Below are 23,052 nucleotides of genomic sequence, written 5' to 3'. Positions count from 1 at the left end.
TATCTGGGGTTGACTGGTTTCGACAGCAAGATCAATGGGTAAGTAAGCATGCAGAGAACCGTAGCGCGATCTCTTTAATCCCTTGCTACACAATTTTAACTGGCGACCAAGAGTTTGCTCTTGCTGCTTAATCCGAATTATAGTAAGATTAGCGTTCTCCCGAAGACAGTAAGGAGGCAAGATATCCCGCAGAAGTTCTGTTTCGCGACGTCTGAGTCCGGGGTATAGAAATGCGGAAATAAGGCTTTGGAAGCTTCGGCCAGAGCACGAAAAATTTAGAAGCTAAGTCGGAAATTGGGTGTCTGTTCTCTGTTTCCGGTCGAAAACCAAAAGCAGAATAAGCATGTAGAAATCTTATGTGTTGCTTGTTTGGACGAGGGTTCGAATCCCTCCAACTCCACAAGTTGATTCTTAACCATCTGTTTATCAGGTGGTTGTTTTTTTTATAGTTCCCTGGTTTAAGTTTAGAATAATCTTTATCGATGTATTTTTTAAATTTAGCTGCAGTGCAATTTCTTATTTGAGGTGCAAGTAAGTAATAAATACAAAATTTGGTCAGGAAAACCTTCACAGAGCTTGATGTTTATGGCTATTGGCAGAGAGCTATTAGCTAAACGCAATCAACCAATTGCTTTTACCACCTTCCCGGGATTCCATAACCACCCATTGGCTTCTATGATTTGCATTTGAAGTAACACTTCCGGTTGGCAAACATGCCGAAAGATACAAACGCGGTATTTTCCAGTGTGAAATGTAAACCTTGTCAAGGTTCTGAACCTTGACAAGGTTGCATTGGGCAAAGTGCATCAGACTAGATCGGCCCGAACTGTTGATTCAGACCGCATGGCATTCGGGAACCCAAACCCTTAGCCCTGATCGCAGCGGCTACCCCATAGTGAAGCTGCGGACGGCGAGCAACGAGCCGGGAGCGGCTGAACGAGGAGTAATAGCGGAGAGCAGGTTTCCGGCTCCAAAAAAAAACTCCGCTCAGAAAAATCTGAACGGAGCGTTATTGCATTAAGCTGTAAGCCGTAAGCTTAAAAGCATATCGCCTAAAGCTTATGGCTTACGGCACTACTTACATCATTCCCGGCATACCCCCGCCGCCCATAGGCATTGCAGGCTCATCCTTTTTAACCTCTGTAATTACACACTCGGTTGTAAGAAGCATACCGGACACGGAAGCTGCGTTTTCCAGCGCTACACGTACAACTTTAGTCGGGTCGATGATCCCGGCTTCAAACATATTTACATATTCGTCGTTCTTCGCATTAAAACCGAAATCAGCAGAGCCTTCGGAAACTTTGGCTACAACTACAGAACCTTCACCACCCGCGTTGGCTACGATTTGTCTTAAAGGCTCTTCAATAGCTCTTTTTACAATCTTGATACCTGTAGTTTCGTCCTGGTTGGATCCTTCGAAATTAAGTACTGAAATACTTCTTACCAAAGCTACACCTCCACCGGGAACGATACCTTCTTCCACAGCTGCTCTTGTAGCATGTAAAGCATCATCTACACGGTCTTTTTTCTCCTTCATTTCCACTTCAGAGGCTGCACCTACATAAAGTACTGCTACACCACCTGCCAGCTTGGCTAGTCTTTCCTGAAGTTTCTCGCGGTCGTAATCTGAAGTTGTAGACTCCATCTGTGCCTTGATCTGGTTTACACGGCCCTTGATCTGGCTTTCCTCACCGGCACCGTTCACGATGATGGTGTTATCCTTATCAATTGTTACTTTTTCTGCAGTACCCAGCATTTCCAGGGTAGCGTTTTCCATTGTGAAGCCTCTCTCCTCAGAAATTACCTGTCCGCCCGTCAGAATAGCAATATCTTCAAGCATTGCTTTTCTTCTGTCGCCAAATCCAGGAGCTTTAACCGCAGCAATTTTAAGCGAACCTCTAAGTTTGTTTACGACCAATGTTGCCAAAGCTTCACCGTCTACCTCCTCAGAGATGATAAGAAGTGATTTACCTGCCTGTGCTACCGGCTCCAATACCGGAAGAAGTTCCTTCATTGAAGAGATTTTCTTCTCAACCAAAAGAATATATGGGTTTTCCAGTTCGGTGATCATTTTCTCAGGATTGGTCACGAAATAGGGTGACTGATATCCTCTGTCAAACTGCATACCTTCTACCACATCAACAGTAGTATCTGTACCTTTAGCCTCTTCTACAGTGATCACACCTTCCTTACCTACTTTTCCGAATGCTTCAGCGATCAGGGTACCAATGGTTTCGTCATTGTTTGCAGAGATAGAAGCGATCTGTCTGATTTTTTCAGAAGAATCACCCACTTCCTGAGACAGTGATTTCAGGTTTTCAACAACTGCGTTTACAGCTTTGTCAATCCCTCTCTTAAGATCCATCGGGTTAGCGCCTGCAGCTACGTTCTTCAGGCCTTCGCGAACGATAGCCTGCGCAAGAACAGTTGCCGTAGTAGTACCGTCACCGGCAATATCGTTGGTCTTGGAAGCTACTTCCTTTACCATTTGGGCACCCATATTTTCTACACGGTCCTCAAGCTCGATTTCTTTTGCCACGGAAACACCGTCTTTGGTTACGTGCGGTGCACCGAATGATTTCTCAATAACTACGTTACGTCCCTTTGGACCTAAAGTCACCTTTACTGCGTTTGCCAAAGCATCAACACCTCTTTTCAGTGCGTCTCTGGACTCGATATCGAATTTTATTTCTTTTGCCATTGTTTAGATTTTAAATTTAAGATTTTTAGATGTGAGATATTAGAAGCTCACTGTATAAATAAAGTACTCGAAAGAAAAGTCTCCACTCTCCAGTCTTTTATTCTGATGTCTATCCCAGAATTCCCAATAAGTCAGATTCCTTTACGATAAGGTAATCTTTACCATCCAGTTTAAGTTCTGAACCTGAATACTTTCCGTAAAGCACTCTGTCGCCCGTTTTAACGGTCATTGGTTCGTCTTTTTTACCGTTTCCAACAGCGATTACTGTCCCTTCCTGTGGTTTTTCTTTAGCTGTATCGGGAATGATGATACCTGATGCAGTTGTTGTTTCCGCAGCGTTTGGTTCAATAAGAACGCGGTCTGCTAATGGTTTGAAATTTACTGACATATTATTTGATTTTAGTTAAGATTTTACTTGTCATCTTTTTCTCCAAAACTTTGCCAAGAAGCGCCGCCGACCTTTTGATGTCACTGTCTGTAATTTTTGGCACAGTTTGAAGAGCGAAAAGTGAAATTTTGGCAGTATATCGAATCTGTTAGTGGCAATCCCTGGATGGGAATCATGTATCCAATTTGGAGCAGTCGGTTCGCTGCTTTTGTGAGGGGCGCTAATGATGTTGCGTGTAGGTTGTTAAAGTTTTAACGGGTTGTGATGAATATTTTCATATAAAATATCTGTTTAAATTAAAAAATGGGTGATTTACCTTTAATTTACTACGAGATTAGGAATAATTTTACGAAGTCTGATTGATATCATTTAACTGAAAACATTGCAGTTGGACAAAGCGAAACCCGAAACGCTTAACAGTAGGGAAACCATAAAAACAAATAGTCATGCCTAACGAATTAAACGAAAAGCAGCTTATGCTTGCCCGAAATGAATCTCAGCTTTATCTGGCCAACATCAGCTCAAAATCTGCCCTGAAATTAAATACACCCCTGGCGTTTTTTGAAAAAAACTTCAATACTTCCTTTGAAGAATTGGGTTGTGTAGGCTATAATCCGGACAGTGAAGAGCTGACCGCGATTGTGAAAATTAAGAGAGCTTACGGATACTCCGGAAATCTGTGCAGTGCCGGTTCTCATATTTATGTAAGGTTTTATGTAAATTACGGTGGCGGCTGGGTAGATGAAGGATATGTGGGTGCTAATGTTCATGATATCCCGGATTTAAAAGACTGTGACCAACAGCTTGAAAAACCCATGGAATTCGCACTACGCCTTAAAATTGACCCTAAGCAGAAAGTCTGTTCGCAACCTGTTTTGCCTAAGGTGAAAGCTGTCCTTCTCTGGAATTCTATTCCGCCGGCAAACGATCCAAATTTAACCCAGCCAGGTTACGTTTGGGGAAACGTGAAGGAAGACCAGATTCAGATTAAGCCCATAAAAATCAATATTCCCTTTGTGAATATCGGTTCTCTGATTGAGAAAGCCATTTTAAATCCTGCTATATCCCTGAAAGATCTTACAGCGAATAATCCTGCGGCCGCGAAGAGTCTTAGTGATGCACAAAAAGAATATGCGGCAGATAAAGTTAATTTCTCCCAGCTGGTAAGCGATTATAAAAATGCTAATCTCAGTGTAGAACCCCATCGGTCTGGTGCCAAACTTTTGGTAGAAGCCATGACCAGCAATGATCCGGTTATTAAAAGCAATATAGTTTCGCTGTTTAAGGCCAATCAGCTTGATTTTACAAAAAGTCTGCAGGATCTCATCAAATCTACAGGCAATACGACCTATGAGGAAATTGGCTGTGTAGGACTGGATTATCACAAGGAAGCCTTTGTGGCCACATTCCGGGCGAAGAAACACTATGGCTATGGTGGTGGCCTGTGCACGGCGGGTTCTAAAGAATATGTGACTTTCTGGATCAAGGATTCATCCACAAACTGCCAGTGGGTGAGGGTAGGTACCCAGGTGGTTGTTCTCCATGATATTCCCGGACACGCCGGTCTTTCTTACTCTGCCATCCTGCCCTATGACCTTACGAAGTTTAAAACCAAATGCGATGCGCCAAGGGTCATAAAAGTTCGCGCAGTGCTTTCCTGGAATGTGCCACCCACAGGCCTCGATACTCCTTACTGGGGTAATTTCAAGGAGGCATATGTTCAGATTCCGCCCATGCCTAAAGGCTGGAACGGCAAGTCACCAAAGATGATTCTTTTAGGCGGAATTTCAGTTGATCATATTGATGACACCACCGGTCTTACGCTGCCTGCAGCAAAATTTGAAATTAACCAGAATCCGGTGATCAATGGCAGCCGGTTTATGGGCAAAATAAGTATCCACGGCGTTTCATCGCCATTTGCAGGTATGAAATACCGGATTAAGGTGATTAACCTGGAAACCGGAGCTATGAATTATGTGAATGATCCGCTGCATCTGGTAGGTTATGATTCTTCCGGCAACGTAATTCATACTACCATCAATCCGGAACCGGCTACTAATTATTATACCTATCAGCCTTATCAGCTCAATATTATGAGTCAGCTGGCACTTTTCAGCCCGGGCACAAATGCCAGACTGAACATTGTGATTGAACATGAAGACGGAAGTTCAGATTCTCACCGTATCCAAATGGATAACACCTATCCTGTACCTATGATGAAGATCAATGATGAAGGGGAATGCGTTCATTTCAAAAAAGGTGATGTAATTCTCGGTAAGTTCAGCGCTACCGACAATTTCATCCATAAATTCACACTTTCTGTTTCCGGTGGCCGCTTTACCGACATGGATTTTGAAGGCGTAAATCAGGTCATTGCTCCCGGCGAGGTGAATTCATTTACCAGAACAGTGAATGTAGTGAACGGCGAATTTAAAGTAACGACTGCAACAGACAAAAACTGTGGAAACATAGTTCTGGTAATTGAACAGAAAAACGTGGTGGACAGTGCTTACATGGCAAGTCCTACGTATACCAATCAGGCATTCTGTCTGAAAGATTAATTCATTTATAATACTAAAACAAAACAGGAGCTGCACCGCAACTCCTGTTTTTTTTATTTACCCGCAGCCTGCATGGGATTTATCCGTTCCTGTGCTGCACCGCGCACCGCATTTCCTGCTTTTTGTTTAAAGACTTCAAACTTTGTGACCGGAGCCGGAATCTGACCCCAGAAATTATTGCTGATGTCTATGTCGGCGGTTTCACGCAGTGGGTCAAGCTGAATTGACTTTAATTTTTTGTCGAAGAAGTAGGTTTTGGACACTTTGTTCTCATCCTTTCGCCAGATTTGGGCAGAGGATTTATCGGTGAGTTTTGTACCGTCTTCGAAAGTAAACTCCAGAATGATGGGCATTACCATCCCGCCCTTATTAACAAAATCAATTTGATAGCCAAATATATTTTGCAGGTCACGCTTATCTTTGGCGGCTACCTTCTCCATTGTTTCGCGCTCAACAGTATATTCACGCTTCGTATTTACTTTTTCCCGGCCACGTGCGTAACGCCAGTAAAAATCCTGACTTTCCCTGTCTTTATCGGTGTAAAAGGTGATACTTTTATCATTACGGTTACGGATTTTGGAAATGTCATCAAATGAATTGAGAAGTGGGGCGTCTACATTATAAACCTCACGAAAAGGTTGCGGAGTGGCGTCCAGGTCCGGTGCAGCTACAGTTACTTTATCAATAGCGATATCCACCGGATCGGTACCGTAAAACCAGCCCCGCCAGAACCAGTCCAGGTTTTCGGCACTGGCATCATTCATTGAACGGAAGAAATCTGCAGGTTCGGGATGCCTGAACGCCCATCTTTTTGAATAGGTTTTGAACGCTTTGTCAAATATTTCACGGCCCATTATTGTTTCGCGCAGGATATTCAGGCCGGTGGCAGGTTTGGCATAAGCATTCGGGCCGAAATGGATGATGTTCTCTGAATTCACCATGATGGGTTCCAGCTGGTCTTTCGGTAACTTCATATAATCTACGATCGTGTGTGCCGGTCCTCGGCGGGAAGGGAATTTATTGTCCCATCTCTCCTCTGTAAGGTACTCTACAAAAGTATTCAGACCTTCATCCATCCAGGACCACTGCCTTTCGTCTGAATTTACAATCATTGGGAAAAAGTTGTGTCCGACTTCGTGAATAATCACGCCGATCATTCCGTTCTTGATTCCCTCAGAATAAGTCCCGTCTTTTTCTGTCCTGCCATAATTGAAGCAAATCATAGGATATTCCATACCGTTGGCAGCTTCCACCGACTGCGCCACCGGATAGGGGTACGGAATTGTGAATTCACTGTAGGTAAGGATGGTGTGCGCAACTGCCCGGGTTGAAAATTTACGGTAAAGATGATAAGATTCTTTTGGGTAGAGGCTCATGGCCATCACCTGATTGTTGTTTTCAGGAATTACAACCTTCATACCGTCCCAAATAAATTTCCGGGAAGATGTCCACGCAAAATCGCGCACGTTTTCGGCCTCAAAAAACCAGGTTTTTCTCTGTTTTGACCTGGTTTTTTCGGCTTTTTTGGCCTCCTCCAAAGTAACTATTTCAATTGGTTCTGAAGCTGTTTGGGCTTTTTTCCACCGCGCAAGCTGAGTAGGTGTCAGAACTGTTTCAAAATTCTTTCCTTCACCTGTTGAAGCAACAATATGGTCAGCGGGAACATTCATGGAGACTTTGTAGTTGCCGAAGGGGAGCGCAAATTCACCTCTTCCCGTAAACTGGTTATGCTGCCAGCCTTTAAAGTCGCTGTATACGCACATCCGGGGAAACCATTGTGTTATGGTGTACAGATCATTACCGTCTTCAGGAAAATGTTCATAGCCACCACGGCCGCCCATTGTTATACGGTTGGGAATATTGTAATTCCAGTCTATTTTAAACGTGTATTTTTCTCCGCTTTTCAGCGGTCTGGGCAGGTCTATCCGCATCATGGTTTTATTCACGGTGTAGGGCAGGGGATTTCCCGCGGCATCAGTAACTTTTTCCAGATTTACACCGTAGCCGTTATCCTTTGCCGGCAGATCGGTCACTTTCAGGCGGTCTGTTGTAATTTGACGTGGCAGGGTGGATTCCATATCATAGCCTGCATTATTTACTGAGGACTGCTGGTTTTCATCCAGTTGCAGCCACAGATATTCCAGTTCGTCCGGTGAATTATTATAATAAGTCAAAGTCTCCGATCCCCGCAGATTTCTTTTTTCCTCATCCAGATACGCCGTAATTTCGTAATCTGCGCGGTTTTGCCAATATTGGTGCCCGGGCGCGCCGGAGGCATTCCGATACACATTGGGAGTGGGCAGGATGGTTCCCAGCTGTTCAAATTTGTTTCCATGGTTGCTTCCCGGATTATTCTGGATATTCTGAGCGCAAAAACTCATGGGCAACAGCATGGCGAGCAGCAGACTAAAAAGTTTCATATAAAACGGATTTAATGAAGTAGTGTTTAAATTTAGCAAAATGTTACTGAATTCTGCTAAATCCAGATAAATGAGTAATCAATGTAATCAAAAGGGCAGCCTTTCCAGCGTCATCTGCAGAGACAAAGCAAAAACTCCTGCCGAAACAAAAAGTATCCAGTCTTTGCGGTTGGCTTTAAAAATCGCCAAAATAAGCCATTGCAGTGCGAGAATGAGCGCAACTACAAGAATTTGTCCCAGTTCCAGGCCAATATTGAAACCCAGTAAAGGTAAAAACAGATCCTGCTCACTGGCCATTGTCATCCGCGCGGTGTTTGCGAAACCCATTCCATGGATGAGGCCGAAAATCATCGCCAGATAATGGTTCATTTTCATCAGATTCTGCTGTCTGTTTTTCATCAGGATATTGTCTGCAGCCGTGATAAAAATGGTGAGTGGTATCAGGAACTCTACCCATTGGCCCGGTACCTTTACCAAATCCAATACACTTAGTGCCAATGTGATGGAGTGGCCTATGGTGAATGCGGTAATTAGCCAGAGGATTTTTTTCCAGTCCTTCATGCTGAAAACCACAACCAGTACCAGTACAAAGAGCTGGTGATCCAGGGCGTCAAGGGAGATTATGTGCTCCCAACCCAAACTCAGATAAAATAGAAAATCCTGCATCGGCCGTTGTTTTAAGCTGGCGATAATACAAAATTTATTTCTAATTTTGGCAGATGCATAAACTGCTGGTCCTGATATCCCTCTTTCTGTTTTCGGCTCTTCCCGCAAGCGAAATACACCCCTATCATGTAGGTTCGGTTGAATTCAGATACAATGCATCATCCAAAACCTTTGAGATCAGCGCCAGGTTTTTCCTGGATGATCTGGAAAACGCGCTAAAGGAAAAATATGGCGAGGCACTGCACTTTAATAATGAGTCGTATCAGCCAAAAATAAACACATTACTTATTAATTACCTTTCCGGCCATCTGAAACTGAAAGCAGACAATAAGGTGTTAAATCTGACTTATCTCGGATTTGAAGAAGACAGTGAAGCGGTGAATATTTACCTGGAATCGCAGAAACTTGATTCTCCCAAAAAGGTAGAAGCCGCCGTGAGTGTGCTTTATAATCTTTTTGACGATCAGATCAACATCATTCATATTATCGTAAACGGCAACAGGCAAAGCCATAAACTCAGTTATCCGGACCGTTACCTTTACCGGAATTTCTAGATGCGAAAGCGGCTGTTGAAAGTTTCAGCATGTCTCACCAGGTCGGGGAAAAATTTCATGAAATGAGCTTCAAGCTGAGGTCTGTTGTTCAGGAAGACCTCGAAAACAGCCAGGTTTTTATCCAGATATCTCGCCTTGTTCAGGACGTTACGGAATGAAAAATGAATGCCCTGCTCCTCCCGGTAATGATAAAGCCAGTTATCTCTTTCCATTCCCTCAAGCATTCGGTGAAATGGGGGCGGGAAAAGATGCAGATGGTGTCCCAAAACTCCGTAAACCCTTTCTGCATGCAGTTTTAAAGTTTCTTCAGGTAAGTGGTTGGCCAGGAAATAGTCAAACGCTACATCTACAAACGCGCCCGAATAGAGCCGCACGAGTGGACTGAAAACCTTTTTGGCCTCATGGATCTCAGGATGCGCATCCGTAAAGGTATCAATCTCGCGGTGCAGCAGTATCCCTTCCACAATTTCAGGCGGAAACGAAAACCGGTCTTTGTTCCGGATGAAATCCTGCAGGAACTGTCCCACGATATGTCCGTCCGAAAATGCCAGGTAGGAATGTGCCAAAAAATTCATCTGCTAATTTATATAAATTGGCAGTAACAGACCTTATGAGGCCTGCTTATTGAGCTGTTGCCTGAAAAGAGCTTCAGTAACCTTTAGTGCAGGGTTATTTTACGATGAATTTTGCTGAGCCCTTAAACGCTCCGTCAGTGTCCGAAACCGTCAGGATGTATTCGCCCGGACTCAAATGCCGTATGTTTACCGTTCTATTCTTACCTGTATGTACAACCTGCCCTGCCATGTTGATGATCCGGAAGGTATTGGCCTCACTGTTTCCGGTGCTGATATTGATTTCCTCTGAAGCCGGATTTGGATATACAGTCAATTCATTCCTGGTGTCAATAACCGATTCTACAGTGTTCATGTTTGCAGTTGGCATAAAATCGGCAACCACGCATGCAAAACGTGCGAAACCGAAAGCTTCATCAGACGGTGTGGGATTCGGAGCTGCTATTCCGGTAGGTTCACCATTGTAATTAACCAACGGGTTGGCCCACCGGTTGGTTCTGGAGCAGTTGATGCCCGCATCGGCACATTCGTCATTATAAGCCATGAGCGTACGCCAGCGCTGTGACGTGGAACTGGCTGTGCCAAGTGTAACTGCAGTTTGATTTACATAGCCGTGCATATTGGAGCAGGGGTTATTGCTTTGGTTCACATACCAGTCATGGTTAAGACCCATATTGTGTCTTATTTCATGGCTTAAAGTATAATTCGATACAGCACAGTTCCTTAACGAAACCGAAAACGCCGCGCTATTGCTGTAGTTGGAAGGATTGGTGTTTAGATAACCCAGGCCGCAGGTGTTGGTAGGTGTTGCTGTAATCAAAGCACATAAATCTGCACCGTATGTGGTTCTCAGTGTGTGTGCATCATCCATAAATCCGTCTGCCGGCAAACGCAGTCTGTTTAGGTCGGTACTAATGTTTCCACTCTCGGTGTAATCTATTTCGCCGGCATAGACCAGATTTATTGTAGTATCCGGTATTCCCGAATTAATAAGCGACAGGTTGAAATTGGTGATGGCAGTAGCAATCTGCGAATTACTTTGTGCCACGCTTCCCCAGCCCAGTCTGGCAGCTGAGGTGTACACCACCATGACATCAATGGTCGTGGCCCCGCAGGCAGGTGTCTGTGAAAGGCAGATGTTCTGGTTTGTTTTATGGCTTGCCGCAGCCGGAATCAGGAAATCCATACTGGAATCCCGGCTGTTGATGTATGCCTCATTAATCAGTGAAACTGCAATGATCTTGTCATCTGTTTGCTGGAACATTATTTTTTCGCCTTCAGATGAGGCATACATGCCCGAAAGCATATTGCCGTAGCGCGAAAACACAAGCTCGGATTCCGGTTCGTTTTCAATTGCGTACGCAAATGATGTACTTTTGTTGGTATATCTGAACGTTTTGGTGAGGCTGGCACGGAGCTTCTTTCCAGTTGGGAGCTGTATTTACAGATCAGTTTCAGTGTTAAAAGCGGGCTGCAGGTAATAAGTTGTAGATGTATAGGAAGCCGACAGGTCTTCATGAAGTCTTTGGTTAGGCAGAAGGTGGGCCGGATTCACCGGATTCTGAAATAAGGAGGTCTGAGCACATAACAGGGCAGTACAGAATGAGTAAAGAAGGGCGAGATTCCTTTTCATGCGGTTTGTGTTTTAATGGTAAGTTTTACCAAATATAACTATAAATATCTTCCGCATGATGGCTCGGTGAATTTAAAAAAGACGGTCATGAAATTCTTCCACCTTGCTAACCTCCTCTACAATAATCCCGGACTTTCTTTTGGGAAGTTTGTTCAGTTTGGAAACAAATATTTGTTCATAGCCCAGCTTTTCGGCTTCAGAAATACGCTGCTCAATCTGTGCTACCGGACGGATTTCGCCACTCAGACCAATTTCACCGGCGAAGCAGAAGTGTTCCGAAATCGCGCTGTCCTCATTGCTTGAAAGTATAGACGCTACTACGGCCAGGTCCAGCGCCGGATCGTCGGTTTTGATGCCTCCGGTGATGTTCAGGAATACATCTTTGGCTCCCAACTGAAACCCGGCACGTTTTTCCAAAACTGCCAGCAGCATATTCAGACGCTTGGAATCATATCCTGTACAGCTTCTTTGCGGTGTTCCGTATACCGCAGAACTTACAAGAGCCTGAATCTCGATAAGCATCGGCCGGTTGCCTTCCAGCGTAACGGCTACCGAATTGCCCGAGAGTTCCTCAAACTTTTTTGTAATCAGTATTTCTGAAGGGTTTTTTATTTCCTTAAGTCCCTGCGCCACCATTTCGTAAATTCCAATTTCTGACGTAGATCCGAAACGGTTTTTATTGGCACGCAAAAGGCGGAAAAGATGGTTGCGGTCTCCGTCAAAATTAAGTACTACATCTACCATATGTTCCAGCACCTTGGGCCCTGCAATCTGACCGTCTTTGGTGATGTGGCCTACCAGAAAAACAGGTGTATTGCTGTCTTTGGCAAATTTAATAATCTCATTGGAGCATTCCCGTATCTGTGAAACCGTGCCGGGCGAACTTTCAATAAGCTGGCTTTGCAGCGTCTGTATGGAGTCGATAATTACAAAATCGGGCTGCAGTTTTTTTGCTTCGTGCAGGATTTTTTCCACTGACGTTTCGGTGAAAAGGTAGCAGTTCGGGTTCTGAAGTTCTGTAAGCCTGTCGGCCCGCATTTTAATCTGTGACGCACTCTCCTCGCCGGACACATAAAGAATCTTTTTCTTCATCTTCAGGGCAAGCTGCAGTAGAAGCGTGGATTTGCCAATCCCCGGTTCGCCACCTATGAGGGTCACTGAGCCCAGCACGATACCGCCGCCCAGTACGCGGTTCAGTTCCTCGGAAGGTGTTGTAATGCGCGGTTCCTCACTGGTCTCAACTTCAATGATGTTGATGATATGCTGTTTGGATTTGCTGCCTGTGGTCCTGGCCGGAGATTTTTCTACTATTTCCTCCACAAGGGTATTCCATTCGCCACAATTCTTGCATTGTCCTAACCATTGAGGATACTGAGTTCCGCAATTCTGACAGAAATATGCAGTTTTGAGTTTTGCCATGCCGCGAATTTCCTGAAAAAAAATGACATGATATTTCAAGTCGCCATATTTCAGCTTCAAATCGTAAAGATTTGCGATTGACGCATTGTAAATTAACGCTTACTACCGTTCACGAACGTTATTCACTCTTACTGTTTGCCGTCTAATATATCCCAGGAGCCTAAGCTGGAACAGCAGACCAAGCAGAAAAAGTAGGGTAGAAGGTACCAAAAGTGAAATCCAGTTTGGACTCAGATAGTCGGCCAGAACAAAGGCACCGGCAAGTGTGCACCATGCGCCCAGGAAGAAAAAATTGGCGGTATGCAGGTTGCGTGAAGAATTTTGCACAGGCCCGGATGGAAACAGAAGGAAGGTGAAATGGGCCAGAATGCTGCCTGTAAAAACATCAATAAGGTGATGCTGATAGGTGGTGAGAGTGGATAGGGCTACCATGGCCAGCCAGACTGCAATAAGCGGCCGCCACCGTGATTTTACTTCACGGAAGACAGTCCAGAACGCAAAGGAAAAAGCTACGTGAAGCGAAGGTGACTGGTTGTAGGGATCGTCCACACCTTCCAGCAGCCAAAACAGTCCACGGTAGAGTGGATTCTCAATTTCAGGTCGGGGATAAGCATATTTTAAGGGGGCTGCAACAAATATCAAACCTGCAGCAACAGTCATAAAAAGTACGCGCTTCAGGAAAACCTCCAATTGGTCATTATTTTTCAGTAACGAAAATGTGATCCAGAAAAATGCACCACTCGAAAGGTACGGAACAATGGTCCACGGAAGGAAATGAATATGCTTCTCAACAGAGAGTATAACAGAGCTTACATCTGAAAGTTGGGACGCATACCAAAGCGAAAAATTGTAAACCAGTGCAAAGGTCACGGTAAAGATAACAAGTGCCCGGTATCTGTTATTCATTCTGTTCATATTTGACTGATGTCCCGGAATCAGAGAGTTTGGGTTCCGGATGAGGTGCAGTTACCGGCATATCAAAAATCCTGCCTGCAGAAACTGTCACCTGCATGAAATACAATATTGATCCTCTTTTATCGTCTCAAGAATTGATAGGCTGATGCTTCATTTTACCATATATAATATCTGAAGCAGATTAAATTTTGAAATGCGCAAATTGCCCTGTTAAACTTTTTAGCCTAACTTTGCGCAAACCTAATCTAATGAGTAAAAAGAACACGAAGTACATCTTCGTCACGGGGGGTGTGACTTCCTCTTTGGGGAAAGGAATTGTTGCGGCATCGCTTGGTTTATTGCTGAAATCAAGGGGATTTAATGTAACTATCCAAAAACTTGATCCCTATATCAATATTGACCCCGGAACTTTAAATCCTTATGAGCATGGCGAATGCTATGTAACTGAAGACGGCGCCGAAACCGATCTTGATTTAGGCCATTACGAAAGGTTCCTGGATTCCAACACTTCACAAAACAACAACGTTACGACAGGTAAGATCTACCAGACTGTTATTGAGAAAGAGAGAAAAGGCGACTTCTTAGGCAAGACTGTTCAGGTTATTCCGCATATTACGAACGAAATAAAACGCAGGATTAAAATTCTGGCCAAACAGAACTACGATATTATTATTACGGAGATCGGAGGTACTGTGGGCGACATTGAATCACTGCCGTATATAGAAAGTGTACGACAGCTAAAATGGGAACTGGGCGATAATAATTCCATGGTCATTCATCTTACCCTTCTGCCTTATCTGGCAGCGAGCGGTGAACTTAAAACCAAGCCTTCACAGCACTCCGTACGCCAGTTGATGGAGAGCGGTATCCAGGCCGACGTCCTTGTTTGCCGTACGGAGCATAAAATCCCAAAGGAGCAGCGTGCAAAATTGGCCCAGTTCTGCAATGTGTCTCTGGAAAATGTCATCGAATGTAAAGACCTGGAAACAATCTATGAGGTTCCCCTTTACCTTCAGAAACAGAATTTTGATGATGTAGTACTTAAAGAACTTGATCTGAAATCAGATAAGGAGGCTGACCTGAAAGACTGGAAGCATTTCCTGAAAAAATATCAGAATCCTAAGAAATCGGTAGAGATTGCCCTGGTTGGGAAATATGTTTCTCTGCAGGATTCCTACAAATCCATCGCCGAAGCTTTCATTCATGCCGGAGCAGATCTGGATACAGAAGTGCGTGTGAAATGGGTGTACAGTGGTGATGTTTCCGAAGATACCCTAAAAGATACATTTCAGGGTGTAGACGGGCTGCTTATTGCCCCGGGATTTGGAGACCGCGGCATTGAAGGCAAGGTCCTGGCGGCTAAATACGCAAGGGAGAACAATATTCCGCTTTTGGGAATCTGTCTGGGTATGCAGATCATGACGGTGGAGTTTGCCAGAAATGTGCTGGGTTACAAAAAAGCAAATTCCATGGAATTTGATCCTGAAACTCCGGAGCCCGTGATCTCTCTGATGGAAGAGCAGAAAAGTGTGGAAAATAAAGGCGGAACCATGCGGTTGGGTGCCTGGAAATGCGCACTGAAGCCTAATTCGCGGTTAATGGAAATTTACGGTTCCAGAAATATTTCCGAAAGACACCGTCACCGCTATGAATTCAATTCCCAGTATAAGGAAGAATATGAAACCAACGGACTTATCCCCAGCGGTGTAAATCCTGATACCGGTCTGGTGGAGACTTTGGAACTGGAAAATCATCCGTTTTATGTAGGAGTACAGTATCATCCGGAATATAAAAGTACTGTTGCTACACCGCATCCGCTGTTCAAGGCGTTTATCCGTGCAGCATCTAAATAAAATCTGTTCTGAATACCCGCTGCAAGCGGGTATTTTTTACTCTCTAAAAAAGAAACCTCCTTCCAAAAAAAATCAGTAATTTTGTGACCTTTAATTTCAGCGGCTTCATGGAACGTTTCCGTGTGCTGAAACACATTGAAATAAATATTTAAAATGCAGCAAAATAACGGTTTAGACCGAAATCAGATCATTCTGTTTATGTTGTTCTCATTGATCATGATGGGCGCAATGTTCTATTTTCAGCCGGCACCTGAGGAGCCTACAGCTGCTTCCGCGCAGGTAAGCCAGACTTCTCAGGCTAATATGCCCGCCGCAATGTCGAATCTGAATGACAGTCTGAAAACGGCGGCCATCAGTCAGGTAGAGCTTAAGAATGAACAGCTCAGGCTGGTAATTTCTACGCTGGGTGGGCAGATTTCCACTGTAGAGCTTAATGAGTATAAAGCGTATAACAAGGCTTCAGACAAAAACGACAAGAACCTGCTGCTTTTCGATAAGAATAATTCAGCATACGGTTTCCGCTTCAAAGACAAGACCGGGAAACTGCTAAACACCCGTGACCTTGTATTTACCCCCAAGCAAAACGGTAATTCTGTGACGATGCAGGCAAGTATAAACGGTGCCGTAATCCAGTTTATTTATACCCTTCAGGATAAGTATACCGTAGATTTCAATGTGAGAACCCAGGGGCTTTCCAAATTGGTGTCCGGACAGAACGCTGAGTTTGTTTGGGACCACAGTGCCCGCCAGATGGAGAAAGGCCGTTCTCAGGAACAGACCCATACAGAGTTTAACTATGCGTTTGATAACTACGGAAGTTTCGATTATGATGGCAGGACCACCATGGAGGAAACTGAAGAAACGCTGAACTGGATTGCCATAAAGCAGCAGTTCTTCACTGCGGTTCTGGAGCCTCAGAATGGTTTCACCAATTCTTTTGGTTCACAGGAGAATATTGAAGAGGGCGAATTTTTAAAGAAGTTTAATTTCAGTGCGCAGACAGCGATGTCCGGTGGCGAGTTCAACCAGAGCTTCAAATGGTACTTTATGCCACTTGATCTTAAACTCTTAAAGGAGTACGGAAAGAATTTTGACGAGTTGCTGCCTCTGGGATGGTCCTTTATCGGTACGATGAACAGATGGTTTTTCATGCCTATGTACAATATTATCGCTAGTTGGGGACTTACAGCTGGATGGGTGATTTTCCTGATGACGATTATCGTAAAACTTATCCTTTCTCCTATCATGTTCAAACAGCACAAGTTGAGTGCAATGATGCGTGTGATCCGTCCGGAAATTGATGAGGTAAATGCCAAATATAAAGATGCGGACCCGTTGAAGAAGCAGCAGGAAGTCATGTCGGTTTACCGTAAAGCCGGTGTAAACCAGATGGCGGGTTGTTTGCCTGCGCTGGTGCAGATCCCAATCTTCTATGCGCTCTTCAGATTCTTCCCAAACTTCATCGATCTTAGGGGGCAGAGCTTCTGGTTCGCGAAAGACCTTACCGCTTATGATGATGTGATAAAGCTTCCATTTAATGTACCCGTATTCGGATGGGACCACATCAGTATATTCGCGTTGGCGTGTACGGTTGTTATTTTGATCTACACGGTGATGACGTCCGGAAACATCCAGCAGCCACAGCAGGAGGGAATGCCTAATATGAAAGTGCTGATGTACATTTTCCCGATCACCTTCTTCTTCTTCCTGAATACATCTTCCTCCGGTTTGTCATGGTATTATTTCGTATCCAATGCGCTTAATATCTTCATTATCCTGGCCATCAAATATCTGATTCTTGATGAGAAAAAGATTCATGCAATGATCCAGGAAAACAAGACCAAAGCACCCAAGCCTGAAGGAAAGTTCCAGAAGCGTATGCGCGAGATGATGGAGCAGGCTCAGGAACAACAGAAGCAACAGCAGAAACAGACTGGTAAGAAAAAGTAAAGAATAAACTTACTATCTAACAATATGTAAAAACGGAAGAGCAGTCTTCCGTTTTTTTTTATTTAAGTTCCAGTTGTACACTGTCGCTCATTTCCAATACAAAAGGTGATTCATCAGATCCATCCCGGTAATCGAGCCTGAATGAGCGTCTGTGATGAATAGTTGGTCCGTATCTGTTTAGGGCATCACGGTGCTCCCGGGTGGCGTAACCCATATTTGTATTCCATCCGTATTCGGGGAATTCGGTGTGGAGTTCCCCCATTTTGCGGTCCCGGTAATTTTTGGCTATGATGGAAGCTGCCGCTATGGAGAGCAGTTTTGAGTCCCCTTTAATAACACACTGGTGCGGGATGTAATTATAGGGATGAAAACGGTTACCGTCTACCAGAATCAGTTCAGGACGAATGTGCAGCTGGTCCAGCGCGAGGTGCATGGCATGTATGCTTGCGTTGAGGATGTTGTGTTCGTCTATAAAAGCCGGCGGCAGTTCCGCAATAGCGTAAGCAACTGCATGTTCTTTAATGTAGGTGTCCAGTTCCTGCCTTAACCGGGCGGTTAACTTCTTGGAATCATTAACCAAAGTTTCCCCGAAATTCCTGTCCAGTATTACAGCGGCCGCAACCACGGGGCCACACAGACAACCTCTTCCCACTTCGTCGCAACCGGCTTCAACCGCCGTCTCAGACCAACTTACCATTAAATTTTCCATACAGAATTCCTCTTGCGCAAAGTTACATTTTTCCCGCAAATTTGTATATATTGATTATGCATGTATTCATGCAATTCCATGCATAGCGTATAAAAATATTAACTAAATATTAAGAAATCTCTTGGCTATGTTAAATTTTATAGCTTTTTTTGTTTATCGTAAAATCAAAACTGATATGAAAAAATTAACAGCAAGTGTTTTAGCAGTGGTCCTAACTGCTTCATTTACAGTAGTAAGTGCGCAGCAGGACACCCTCAGAACGCAGGAGATTGAAGGAGTTGTTGTTACAGCTCTCGGAATCAAGCGGGAGAAAAAATCAATTGGCTATGCCGCGCAGGAAGTGAAGGGTGAAACCATTTCGGAAGCTGGTCAGTCCAATGCGCTAAGTGCGTTATCCGGGAATGTGGCCGGTGTACAGGTTACTGCACCTTCATCAATGGGAGGCTCCACAAGGATTACAATGCGTGGAGTTAGCTCCATTATTGGTGAGAATCGACCTTTAATTATCGTTGATGGGGTACCGCTGGATAACAGTAACATCAATGATACAAATACACAGCGTGGTGCTGGTGGTAGGGATTATGGTGATGCAGCATTTGATATTAACCCCGACGATGTAGAATCCGTAACCGTACTGAAGGGTGGGCCGGCTGCAGCCCTGTATGGCTCAAGAGCATCAAATGGTGTAATTATTTACACTACCAAACAGGCTAAAAGAGGACGGACTAATATTGAGTACAGTTCCGGAATCGCTTTTGAAAACATTTATATCCGACCAAAACTCCAAAATTACTATGGTGGAGGTTCCCAACTTACCCTACCCACCCAAGTCATTAATGGTCAAACCTACAACCTGAATGAATACAGGATGGATGAATCGTGGGGTCCGCGTTACGACGCTAATTTACTTTATTTGCCCTGGTATGCATTTGACCAGGAGGAATTCCCTAATGACTATATGAAGCCAGTTCCATGGGTTGCTCCAAAGCATGATGTTGATTCTTTCTTTGATACCGGTATTACATTAACCAACAACTTTGCGGTCGCAAAATCTTTTGAAAGATCAAATGTCCGTCTGTCCTACACAAATACTGCCATTACCGGTATTATTCCTACAAGTAGCATAGACCGTCATAACTTTGCAATTAATGCCAACAGTGAGTTAAATGATAAACTAAAGGTAGAAACAGGATTCAATTTTGTGCAAACCCGCGGTTTTAACAGGCCGGAGCAGGGTTATGGTGATAATTCGGTGGCACAGAAATTTTATCAATGGGGTCAGCGCCAACTGGATATGTCAAAACTTCGGGATTACAAACTGGCAAATGGTCAGCAGCGTACCTGGAACAGAACAGCCTGGAATGATCCGGAGCCCTACTATTCGGATAACCCGTATTGGACCATTTACGAAAACGTAACCAATGACAGGAGAAACCGCTTCTATGGATTTGCAGGTTTAACATATAACATCCTACCTAACCTTTACGCGACTGGTAAAGTATATGCCGACATGTACAGTCAGGATAATGACAACAGAGTCGCAATTGGTTCACAGGCAGTTTCCGGCTATTCGATCTTCAAACGTAATTTTTCTGAGTACAATTACGAAGGTCGGGTGCACTGGAATCCTGAAATTTCTGATAACTGGTCTTTGCAAACCTTTGTAGGAGTAAATAGGAGAAATTTAAAAAGAAGTGATCTGAATGGGGCAACAAGAGGTGGTTTAATTATTCCTAATTTTTATAACCTTAAGAATAGTTTAAATGACCCTCTTGCAACCAATTCTTTATATGAGAAGAGAGTAAACAGCGCATTTGGTTCAGTGTCATTAGGCTTTAAAGAAACTGTTTTCATAGAGGCTACCGGCCGAAACGACTGGTTCTCTACTACTAAAGAGGATCGTTTTTATCCTTCAATTACAGGTAGTTTTGTATTCTCTAACTTGATAGACGCCAATTGGTTGTCCTTCGGTAAGTTACGTGCAGGTTGGGCCAGTGTTGCATCAGATACAGATCCATACCAGCTTTCGAACTATTCTGTGCAATTTACAAACTTTAACGGGCAGCCCCGCTATGGACTGTTTACGCAGAATAACAACCCCGATCTCAAAGCAGAATTAAAGGAAACCAAAGAAATTGGTCTCGAAATGAACTTTTTGAGAAACCGTTTAGGTTTTGATGTCACTTATTATGATGTGAATATCACTGATGCGATCCTGCCGTTAAGTGTTGATCCTGCAACAGGATTTAATAATAATCTTATTAATGCGGGACAGATCACCAATAAAGGGGTGGAAGCAATGGTGTATGTAACACCGGTAAAAAATGAAAATTTCAGTTGGACTATGAACTGGAATTTTGCACAGAACAGAAATGAAATAGTTAAACTTTACGAGGGTGTAGCTACATACCAGCTTACCAATGCCCCCTTCCGGGCCAGACTGTTGGCAGTAGAGGGTCAGCCATACGGAGCAATTTATGGATTCGACTTTACATATGACGCGAACGGTAACAAGATTGTAGGTGAGGACGGACTTTATGTTCCGACAGCAACTGTTCAAAATCTTGGCTCTACTTTGCCGGATTACAATATGGGTCTTCGAAACTCGTTAAAGTATAAGAATTTGGCGCTGTCATTCCTGTTCGATATGCAGAAAGGAGGTAAATACTTCTCTACCACACATATGTGGGGTATGTACAGCGGTATGTTAGAGGAAACGGGCTTTGGCGGTAACAGAGAAGCAGGCGTCATTCTGGACGGTGTACTCGAAGATGGCAGTCCAAATGATATCAGAATCACAGCTAATGAATTTGGAGGTATGCATTATGGAGGCGTAGACGCGTTAAATGTTTTCGATGCAAGTTATATCAAGCTTCGTGATGTAACCTTAAGCTACGACCTGCCCAAGGAGATGATTGGAAGCTTGCTGGAGGGTGTGAGAATTTCTGCTTTTGGAAGAAATCTGCTCGCCTGGAATCTGGATTGGAAAGGTATGGATCCTGAGAATACGTCTTACGGTTCAGGAAATATCCAGGGGCTTGAAGGGGGCTCACTGCCTTCCACAAGACAATTTGGTGTGAATGTGAACTTTAAATTTTAATAAAGATGAAAAACATAAAAAAAGTATTTGTAATAGCTGCAGCTTCACTCCTGACCCTGGGGACAGCGGTAAGTTGCACAGAGGGTTTTGAGGAACTCAATGAGAACCCCAATAATCCCGAATCCCCGCTAACTTACGGGGTCTTTAACTATGCCAACAGAGTGGTTACAGACGGTACACGGAATTCCTTTGAAAGTGCCCGTGTGACGTTACCCTGGATGCAGTATTCTTCGCAGACTGCTTATAACGATGAGGATAAATATGCATACCGCTCAACGAGTGGCGACGCGTTGTGGCGTCAGTTATATATAGCAGCTTCAAACTATAAGAAGATTATCGATATGAACAGCGATCCGGAAACGGCACCGGGGGCAAGTGCTTACGGCTCAAACGCTAACCAGATTGCTGCTTCACGTGTCATGCTTTCATACGTATTTTTGAATCTGGCCGATACTTTCGGCGACATTCCCTACTATTCTTATGGAAACAGTGACCCCGATTTTCAGGCTCTTAATGTTAATCAGTTCATAAAACCAAAATTCGCTTCTCAACAAAAAGTTTATTCTGATATACTGAAGGAGTTGAAGGAGGCTTCTGAAATGATTGAAACTGGCCAACCTGTATTCAGTCCGGCAGATGGATTGTTCGGAGGTGACCCTGTGAAGCTGAAAAAGTTTGCCAATTCACTCAGACTTAGGGTGGCTACCCGCGTTAAAAGTGTAATTCCAAGTGCGCAGACGCACATTACCGATGCTATCGCATCTGGCGTGATGACTTCAAATGCGGACAATGTCGGCGTGAAGTATGAAGCGAACCTGACTAATCCATCGCCAATGTATAATGATTTCAGAACGAGATCAGATTTTTCTGTTTCAAAAACATTGATTGATCTCCTTAAAGGAAACACTGGGAATTTTGGCCTTGATCCAAGACTTTTCAGATATGCAGCACCAAATGATGTCAGCAAAGCCTCTATTCTTAATGGAACGTATGCGGATACTACCGATCCAACCAAATTTATAGGTATGCCATATGGACTGCCGGAAGATTTCCAGGCTTCCCAGGCGGCAGTAGGAAACAATTTCTTCAGCAAGTATGTGTACCGTACAGATTATACAGAGATTTTAATGGAATATTCTGAGGTAGAGTTCTTACTTAGTGAGGCTAACGGCTGGAGCCAGGTTAATTACCAGAATGGCGTAAAAGCTTCTATGCTGAAATGGGGCATAACTGCTGCCGCTGCTGACGCTTTTGTGGCTACTTTGCCACCGGCTTCTGCTGCCACGGTTCTTACACAAAAGTATGTCGCACTGTTCATGCAGCCTTATGAGGCATGGGCCGAATACAGAAGAACTGGCTATCCGGATACAAGTATACTGTTGCTTCCGGGGGAAACTGCTCCTCTACTGGTACCAATCCCGGTAACTGGAGAGACTACCTACACCTTTACTCCGCTGGTACCCGGTCTGACAGATATTCCTTCGCGCTTGCTTTATCCAACGCTTATTCAGACGCTGAATCCTGAGAATTATGCAACGGCAGCAGCTGCTATTGGAGGTGATAAGATGAATACCAAACTCATTTGGGACAATTAATATTTTAGTACTA

The 23,052-nt window shown here is 44.0% G+C and carries 16 protein-coding genes and 1 other RNA gene; 7 read left to right on the top strand and 10 right to left on the bottom strand.

Annotation, left to right across the window (positions count from 1 at the left end; genetic code table 11):
* Positions 1–5: 5 nt before the first annotated feature.
* Positions 6–403, top strand: a transfer-messenger RNA (tmRNA) gene (gene ssrA / locus F7R58_RS10565).
* Between the two features lie 675 nt (positions 404–1,078).
* Here ssrA and groL read toward each other — a convergent pair.
* Positions 1,079–2,704, bottom strand: a complete 1,626-nt coding sequence (gene groL, locus F7R58_RS10560) for a chaperonin GroEL (protein ID WP_158064886.1) — start codon at positions 2,702–2,704, stop codon at positions 1,079–1,081.
* Positions 2,705–2,813: 109 nt separating this feature from the next.
* Entirely contained in the window at positions 2,814–3,092 is a 279-nt protein-coding gene (groES, locus tag F7R58_RS10555; RefSeq protein ID WP_158064885.1) for a co-chaperone GroES, read from the bottom strand.
* Positions 3,093–3,538: 446 nt separating this feature from the next.
* On the opposite strand from groES, the gene F7R58_RS10550 reads away from it, so the two are divergent.
* A complete protein-coding gene (locus F7R58_RS10550) occupies positions 3,539–5,653 on the top strand; it encodes a hypothetical protein (RefSeq protein WP_158064884.1) in 2,115 nt (704 codons plus the stop codon).
* 53 nt (positions 5,654–5,706) lie between these two features.
* On the opposite strand, the gene F7R58_RS10545 is transcribed toward F7R58_RS10550, so the two are convergent.
* Together F7R58_RS10545 and F7R58_RS10540 are read right to left on the bottom strand one after the other, a co-directional pair.
* The gene (locus F7R58_RS10545; protein ID WP_158064883.1) at positions 5,707–8,073 is read right to left on the bottom strand and encodes a M1 family metallopeptidase; all 2,367 of its coding nucleotides are present in this window, start codon (positions 8,071–8,073) and stop codon (positions 5,707–5,709) included.
* 87 nt (positions 8,074–8,160) lie between these two features.
* Positions 8,161–8,739 (bottom strand): HupE/UreJ family protein, encoded by a 579-nt coding sequence (locus F7R58_RS10540; protein ID WP_158064882.1) that lies wholly within the window; start codon positions 8,737–8,739, stop codon positions 8,161–8,163.
* Positions 8,740–8,792: 53 nt separating this feature from the next.
* On the opposite strand from F7R58_RS10540, the gene F7R58_RS10535 reads away from it, so the two are divergent.
* Entirely contained in the window at positions 8,793–9,293 is a 501-nt protein-coding gene (locus F7R58_RS10535; protein WP_158064881.1) for a DUF6702 family protein, read from the top strand.
* On the opposite strand, the gene F7R58_RS10530 is transcribed toward F7R58_RS10535, so the two are convergent.
* The 5 genes from F7R58_RS10530 to F7R58_RS10510 form a co-directional block, all read right to left on the bottom strand.
* A complete protein-coding gene (locus tag F7R58_RS10530; RefSeq protein ID WP_158064880.1) occupies positions 9,290–9,868 on the bottom strand; it encodes an ACP phosphodiesterase in 579 nt (192 codons plus the stop codon). The genes F7R58_RS10535 and F7R58_RS10530 overlap by 4 nt on opposite strands.
* 94 nt (positions 9,869–9,962) lie before the next feature.
* Entirely contained in the window at positions 9,963–11,129 is a 1,167-nt protein-coding gene (locus F7R58_RS10525; protein WP_187695233.1) for a zinc-dependent metalloprotease, read from the bottom strand.
* 177 nt (positions 11,130–11,306) lie between these two features.
* Positions 11,307–11,498 carry a hypothetical protein gene (locus F7R58_RS10520; RefSeq protein WP_158064878.1) on the bottom strand — a complete coding sequence of 64 codons (192 nt, stop codon included), beginning with the start codon at positions 11,496–11,498 and terminating at the stop codon, positions 11,307–11,309.
* Between the two features lie 72 nt (positions 11,499–11,570).
* Positions 11,571–12,917 (bottom strand): DNA repair protein RadA, encoded by a 1,347-nt coding sequence (gene radA, locus F7R58_RS10515; RefSeq protein ID WP_158064877.1) that lies wholly within the window; start codon positions 12,915–12,917, stop codon positions 11,571–11,573.
* 102 nt (positions 12,918–13,019) lie between these two features.
* The gene (locus tag F7R58_RS10510; protein WP_187695232.1) at positions 13,020–13,823 is read right to left on the bottom strand and encodes a phosphatase PAP2 family protein; all 804 of its coding nucleotides are present in this window, start codon (positions 13,821–13,823) and stop codon (positions 13,020–13,022) included.
* A gap of 257 nt (positions 13,824–14,080) precedes the next feature.
* Here F7R58_RS10510 and F7R58_RS10505 point away from each other — a divergent pair, with 257 nt between their 5' ends.
* Together F7R58_RS10505 and yidC are read left to right on the top strand one after the other, a co-directional pair.
* A complete protein-coding gene (locus F7R58_RS10505) occupies positions 14,081–15,685 on the top strand; it encodes a CTP synthase (RefSeq protein WP_158064875.1) in 1,605 nt (534 codons plus the stop codon).
* A 153-nt stretch (positions 15,686–15,838) separates the two neighbouring features.
* Positions 15,839–17,635, top strand: a complete 1,797-nt coding sequence (gene yidC / locus F7R58_RS10500; protein ID WP_158064874.1) for a membrane protein insertase YidC — start codon at positions 15,839–15,841, stop codon at positions 17,633–17,635.
* A 58-nt stretch (positions 17,636–17,693) separates the two neighbouring features.
* On the opposite strand, the gene F7R58_RS10495 is transcribed toward yidC, so the two are convergent.
* Positions 17,694–18,344, bottom strand: coding sequence for a ribonuclease HII (locus F7R58_RS10495; RefSeq protein ID WP_158064873.1), 651 nt, complete (start codon positions 18,342–18,344; stop codon positions 17,694–17,696).
* A 175-nt stretch (positions 18,345–18,519) separates the two neighbouring features.
* Here F7R58_RS10495 and F7R58_RS10490 point away from each other — a divergent pair, with 175 nt between their 5' ends.
* The gene (locus tag F7R58_RS10490) at positions 18,520–21,444 is read left to right on the top strand and encodes a SusC/RagA family TonB-linked outer membrane protein (RefSeq protein WP_158064872.1); all 2,925 of its coding nucleotides are present in this window, start codon (positions 18,520–18,522) and stop codon (positions 21,442–21,444) included.
* A 5-nt stretch (positions 21,445–21,449) separates the two neighbouring features.
* Entirely contained in the window at positions 21,450–23,039 is a 1,590-nt protein-coding gene (locus tag F7R58_RS10485) for a SusD/RagB family nutrient-binding outer membrane lipoprotein (RefSeq protein ID WP_158064871.1), read from the top strand.
* Positions 23,040–23,052 lie beyond the last annotated feature (13 nt).

Origin of the sequence: Chryseobacterium sp. (genome assembly GCF_008831505.1) — a bacterium.
GTDB lineage: Bacteria > Bacteroidota > Bacteroidia > Flavobacteriales > Weeksellaceae > Marnyiella.
This window is presented reverse-complemented; position numbering and strand designations above follow the sequence as displayed.

Coding starts and splice junctions, on each gene's coding strand:
- groL (WP_158064886.1), bottom strand. CDS start 2,704: ATGGCAAAAGAAATAAAATTCGATATCGAGTCCAGAGACGCACTGAAA.
- groES (WP_158064885.1), bottom strand. CDS start 3,092: ATGTCAGTAAATTTCAAACCATTAGCAGACCGCGTTCTTATTGAACCA.
- F7R58_RS10550 (WP_158064884.1), top strand. CDS start 3,539: ATGCCTAACGAATTAAACGAAAAGCAGCTTATGCTTGCCCGAAATGAA.
- F7R58_RS10545 (WP_158064883.1), bottom strand. CDS start 8,073: ATGAAACTTTTTAGTCTGCTGCTCGCCATGCTGTTGCCCATGAGTTTT.
- F7R58_RS10540 (WP_158064882.1), bottom strand. CDS start 8,739: ATGCAGGATTTTCTATTTTATCTGAGTTTGGGTTGGGAGCACATAATC.
- F7R58_RS10535 (WP_158064881.1), top strand. CDS start 8,793: ATGCATAAACTGCTGGTCCTGATATCCCTCTTTCTGTTTTCGGCTCTT.
- F7R58_RS10530 (WP_158064880.1), bottom strand. CDS start 9,868: ATGAATTTTTTGGCACATTCCTACCTGGCATTTTCGGACGGACATATC.
- F7R58_RS10525 (WP_187695233.1), bottom strand. CDS start 11,129: ATGTTCCAGCAAACAGATGACAAGATCATTGCAGTTTCACTGATTAAT.
- F7R58_RS10520 (WP_158064878.1), bottom strand. CDS start 11,498: ATGAAAAGGAATCTCGCCCTTCTTTACTCATTCTGTACTGCCCTGTTA.
- radA (WP_158064877.1), bottom strand. CDS start 12,917: ATGGCAAAACTCAAAACTGCATATTTCTGTCAGAATTGCGGAACTCAG.
- F7R58_RS10510 (WP_187695232.1), bottom strand. CDS start 13,823: ATGAATAACAGATACCGGGCACTTGTTATCTTTACCGTGACCTTTGCA.
- F7R58_RS10505 (WP_158064875.1), top strand. CDS start 14,081: ATGAGTAAAAAGAACACGAAGTACATCTTCGTCACGGGGGGTGTGACT.
- yidC (WP_158064874.1), top strand. CDS start 15,839: ATGCAGCAAAATAACGGTTTAGACCGAAATCAGATCATTCTGTTTATG.
- F7R58_RS10495 (WP_158064873.1), bottom strand. CDS start 18,344: ATGGAAAATTTAATGGTAAGTTGGTCTGAGACGGCGGTTGAAGCCGGT.
- F7R58_RS10490 (WP_158064872.1), top strand. CDS start 18,520: ATGAAAAAATTAACAGCAAGTGTTTTAGCAGTGGTCCTAACTGCTTCA.
- F7R58_RS10485 (WP_158064871.1), top strand. CDS start 21,450: ATGAAAAACATAAAAAAAGTATTTGTAATAGCTGCAGCTTCACTCCTG.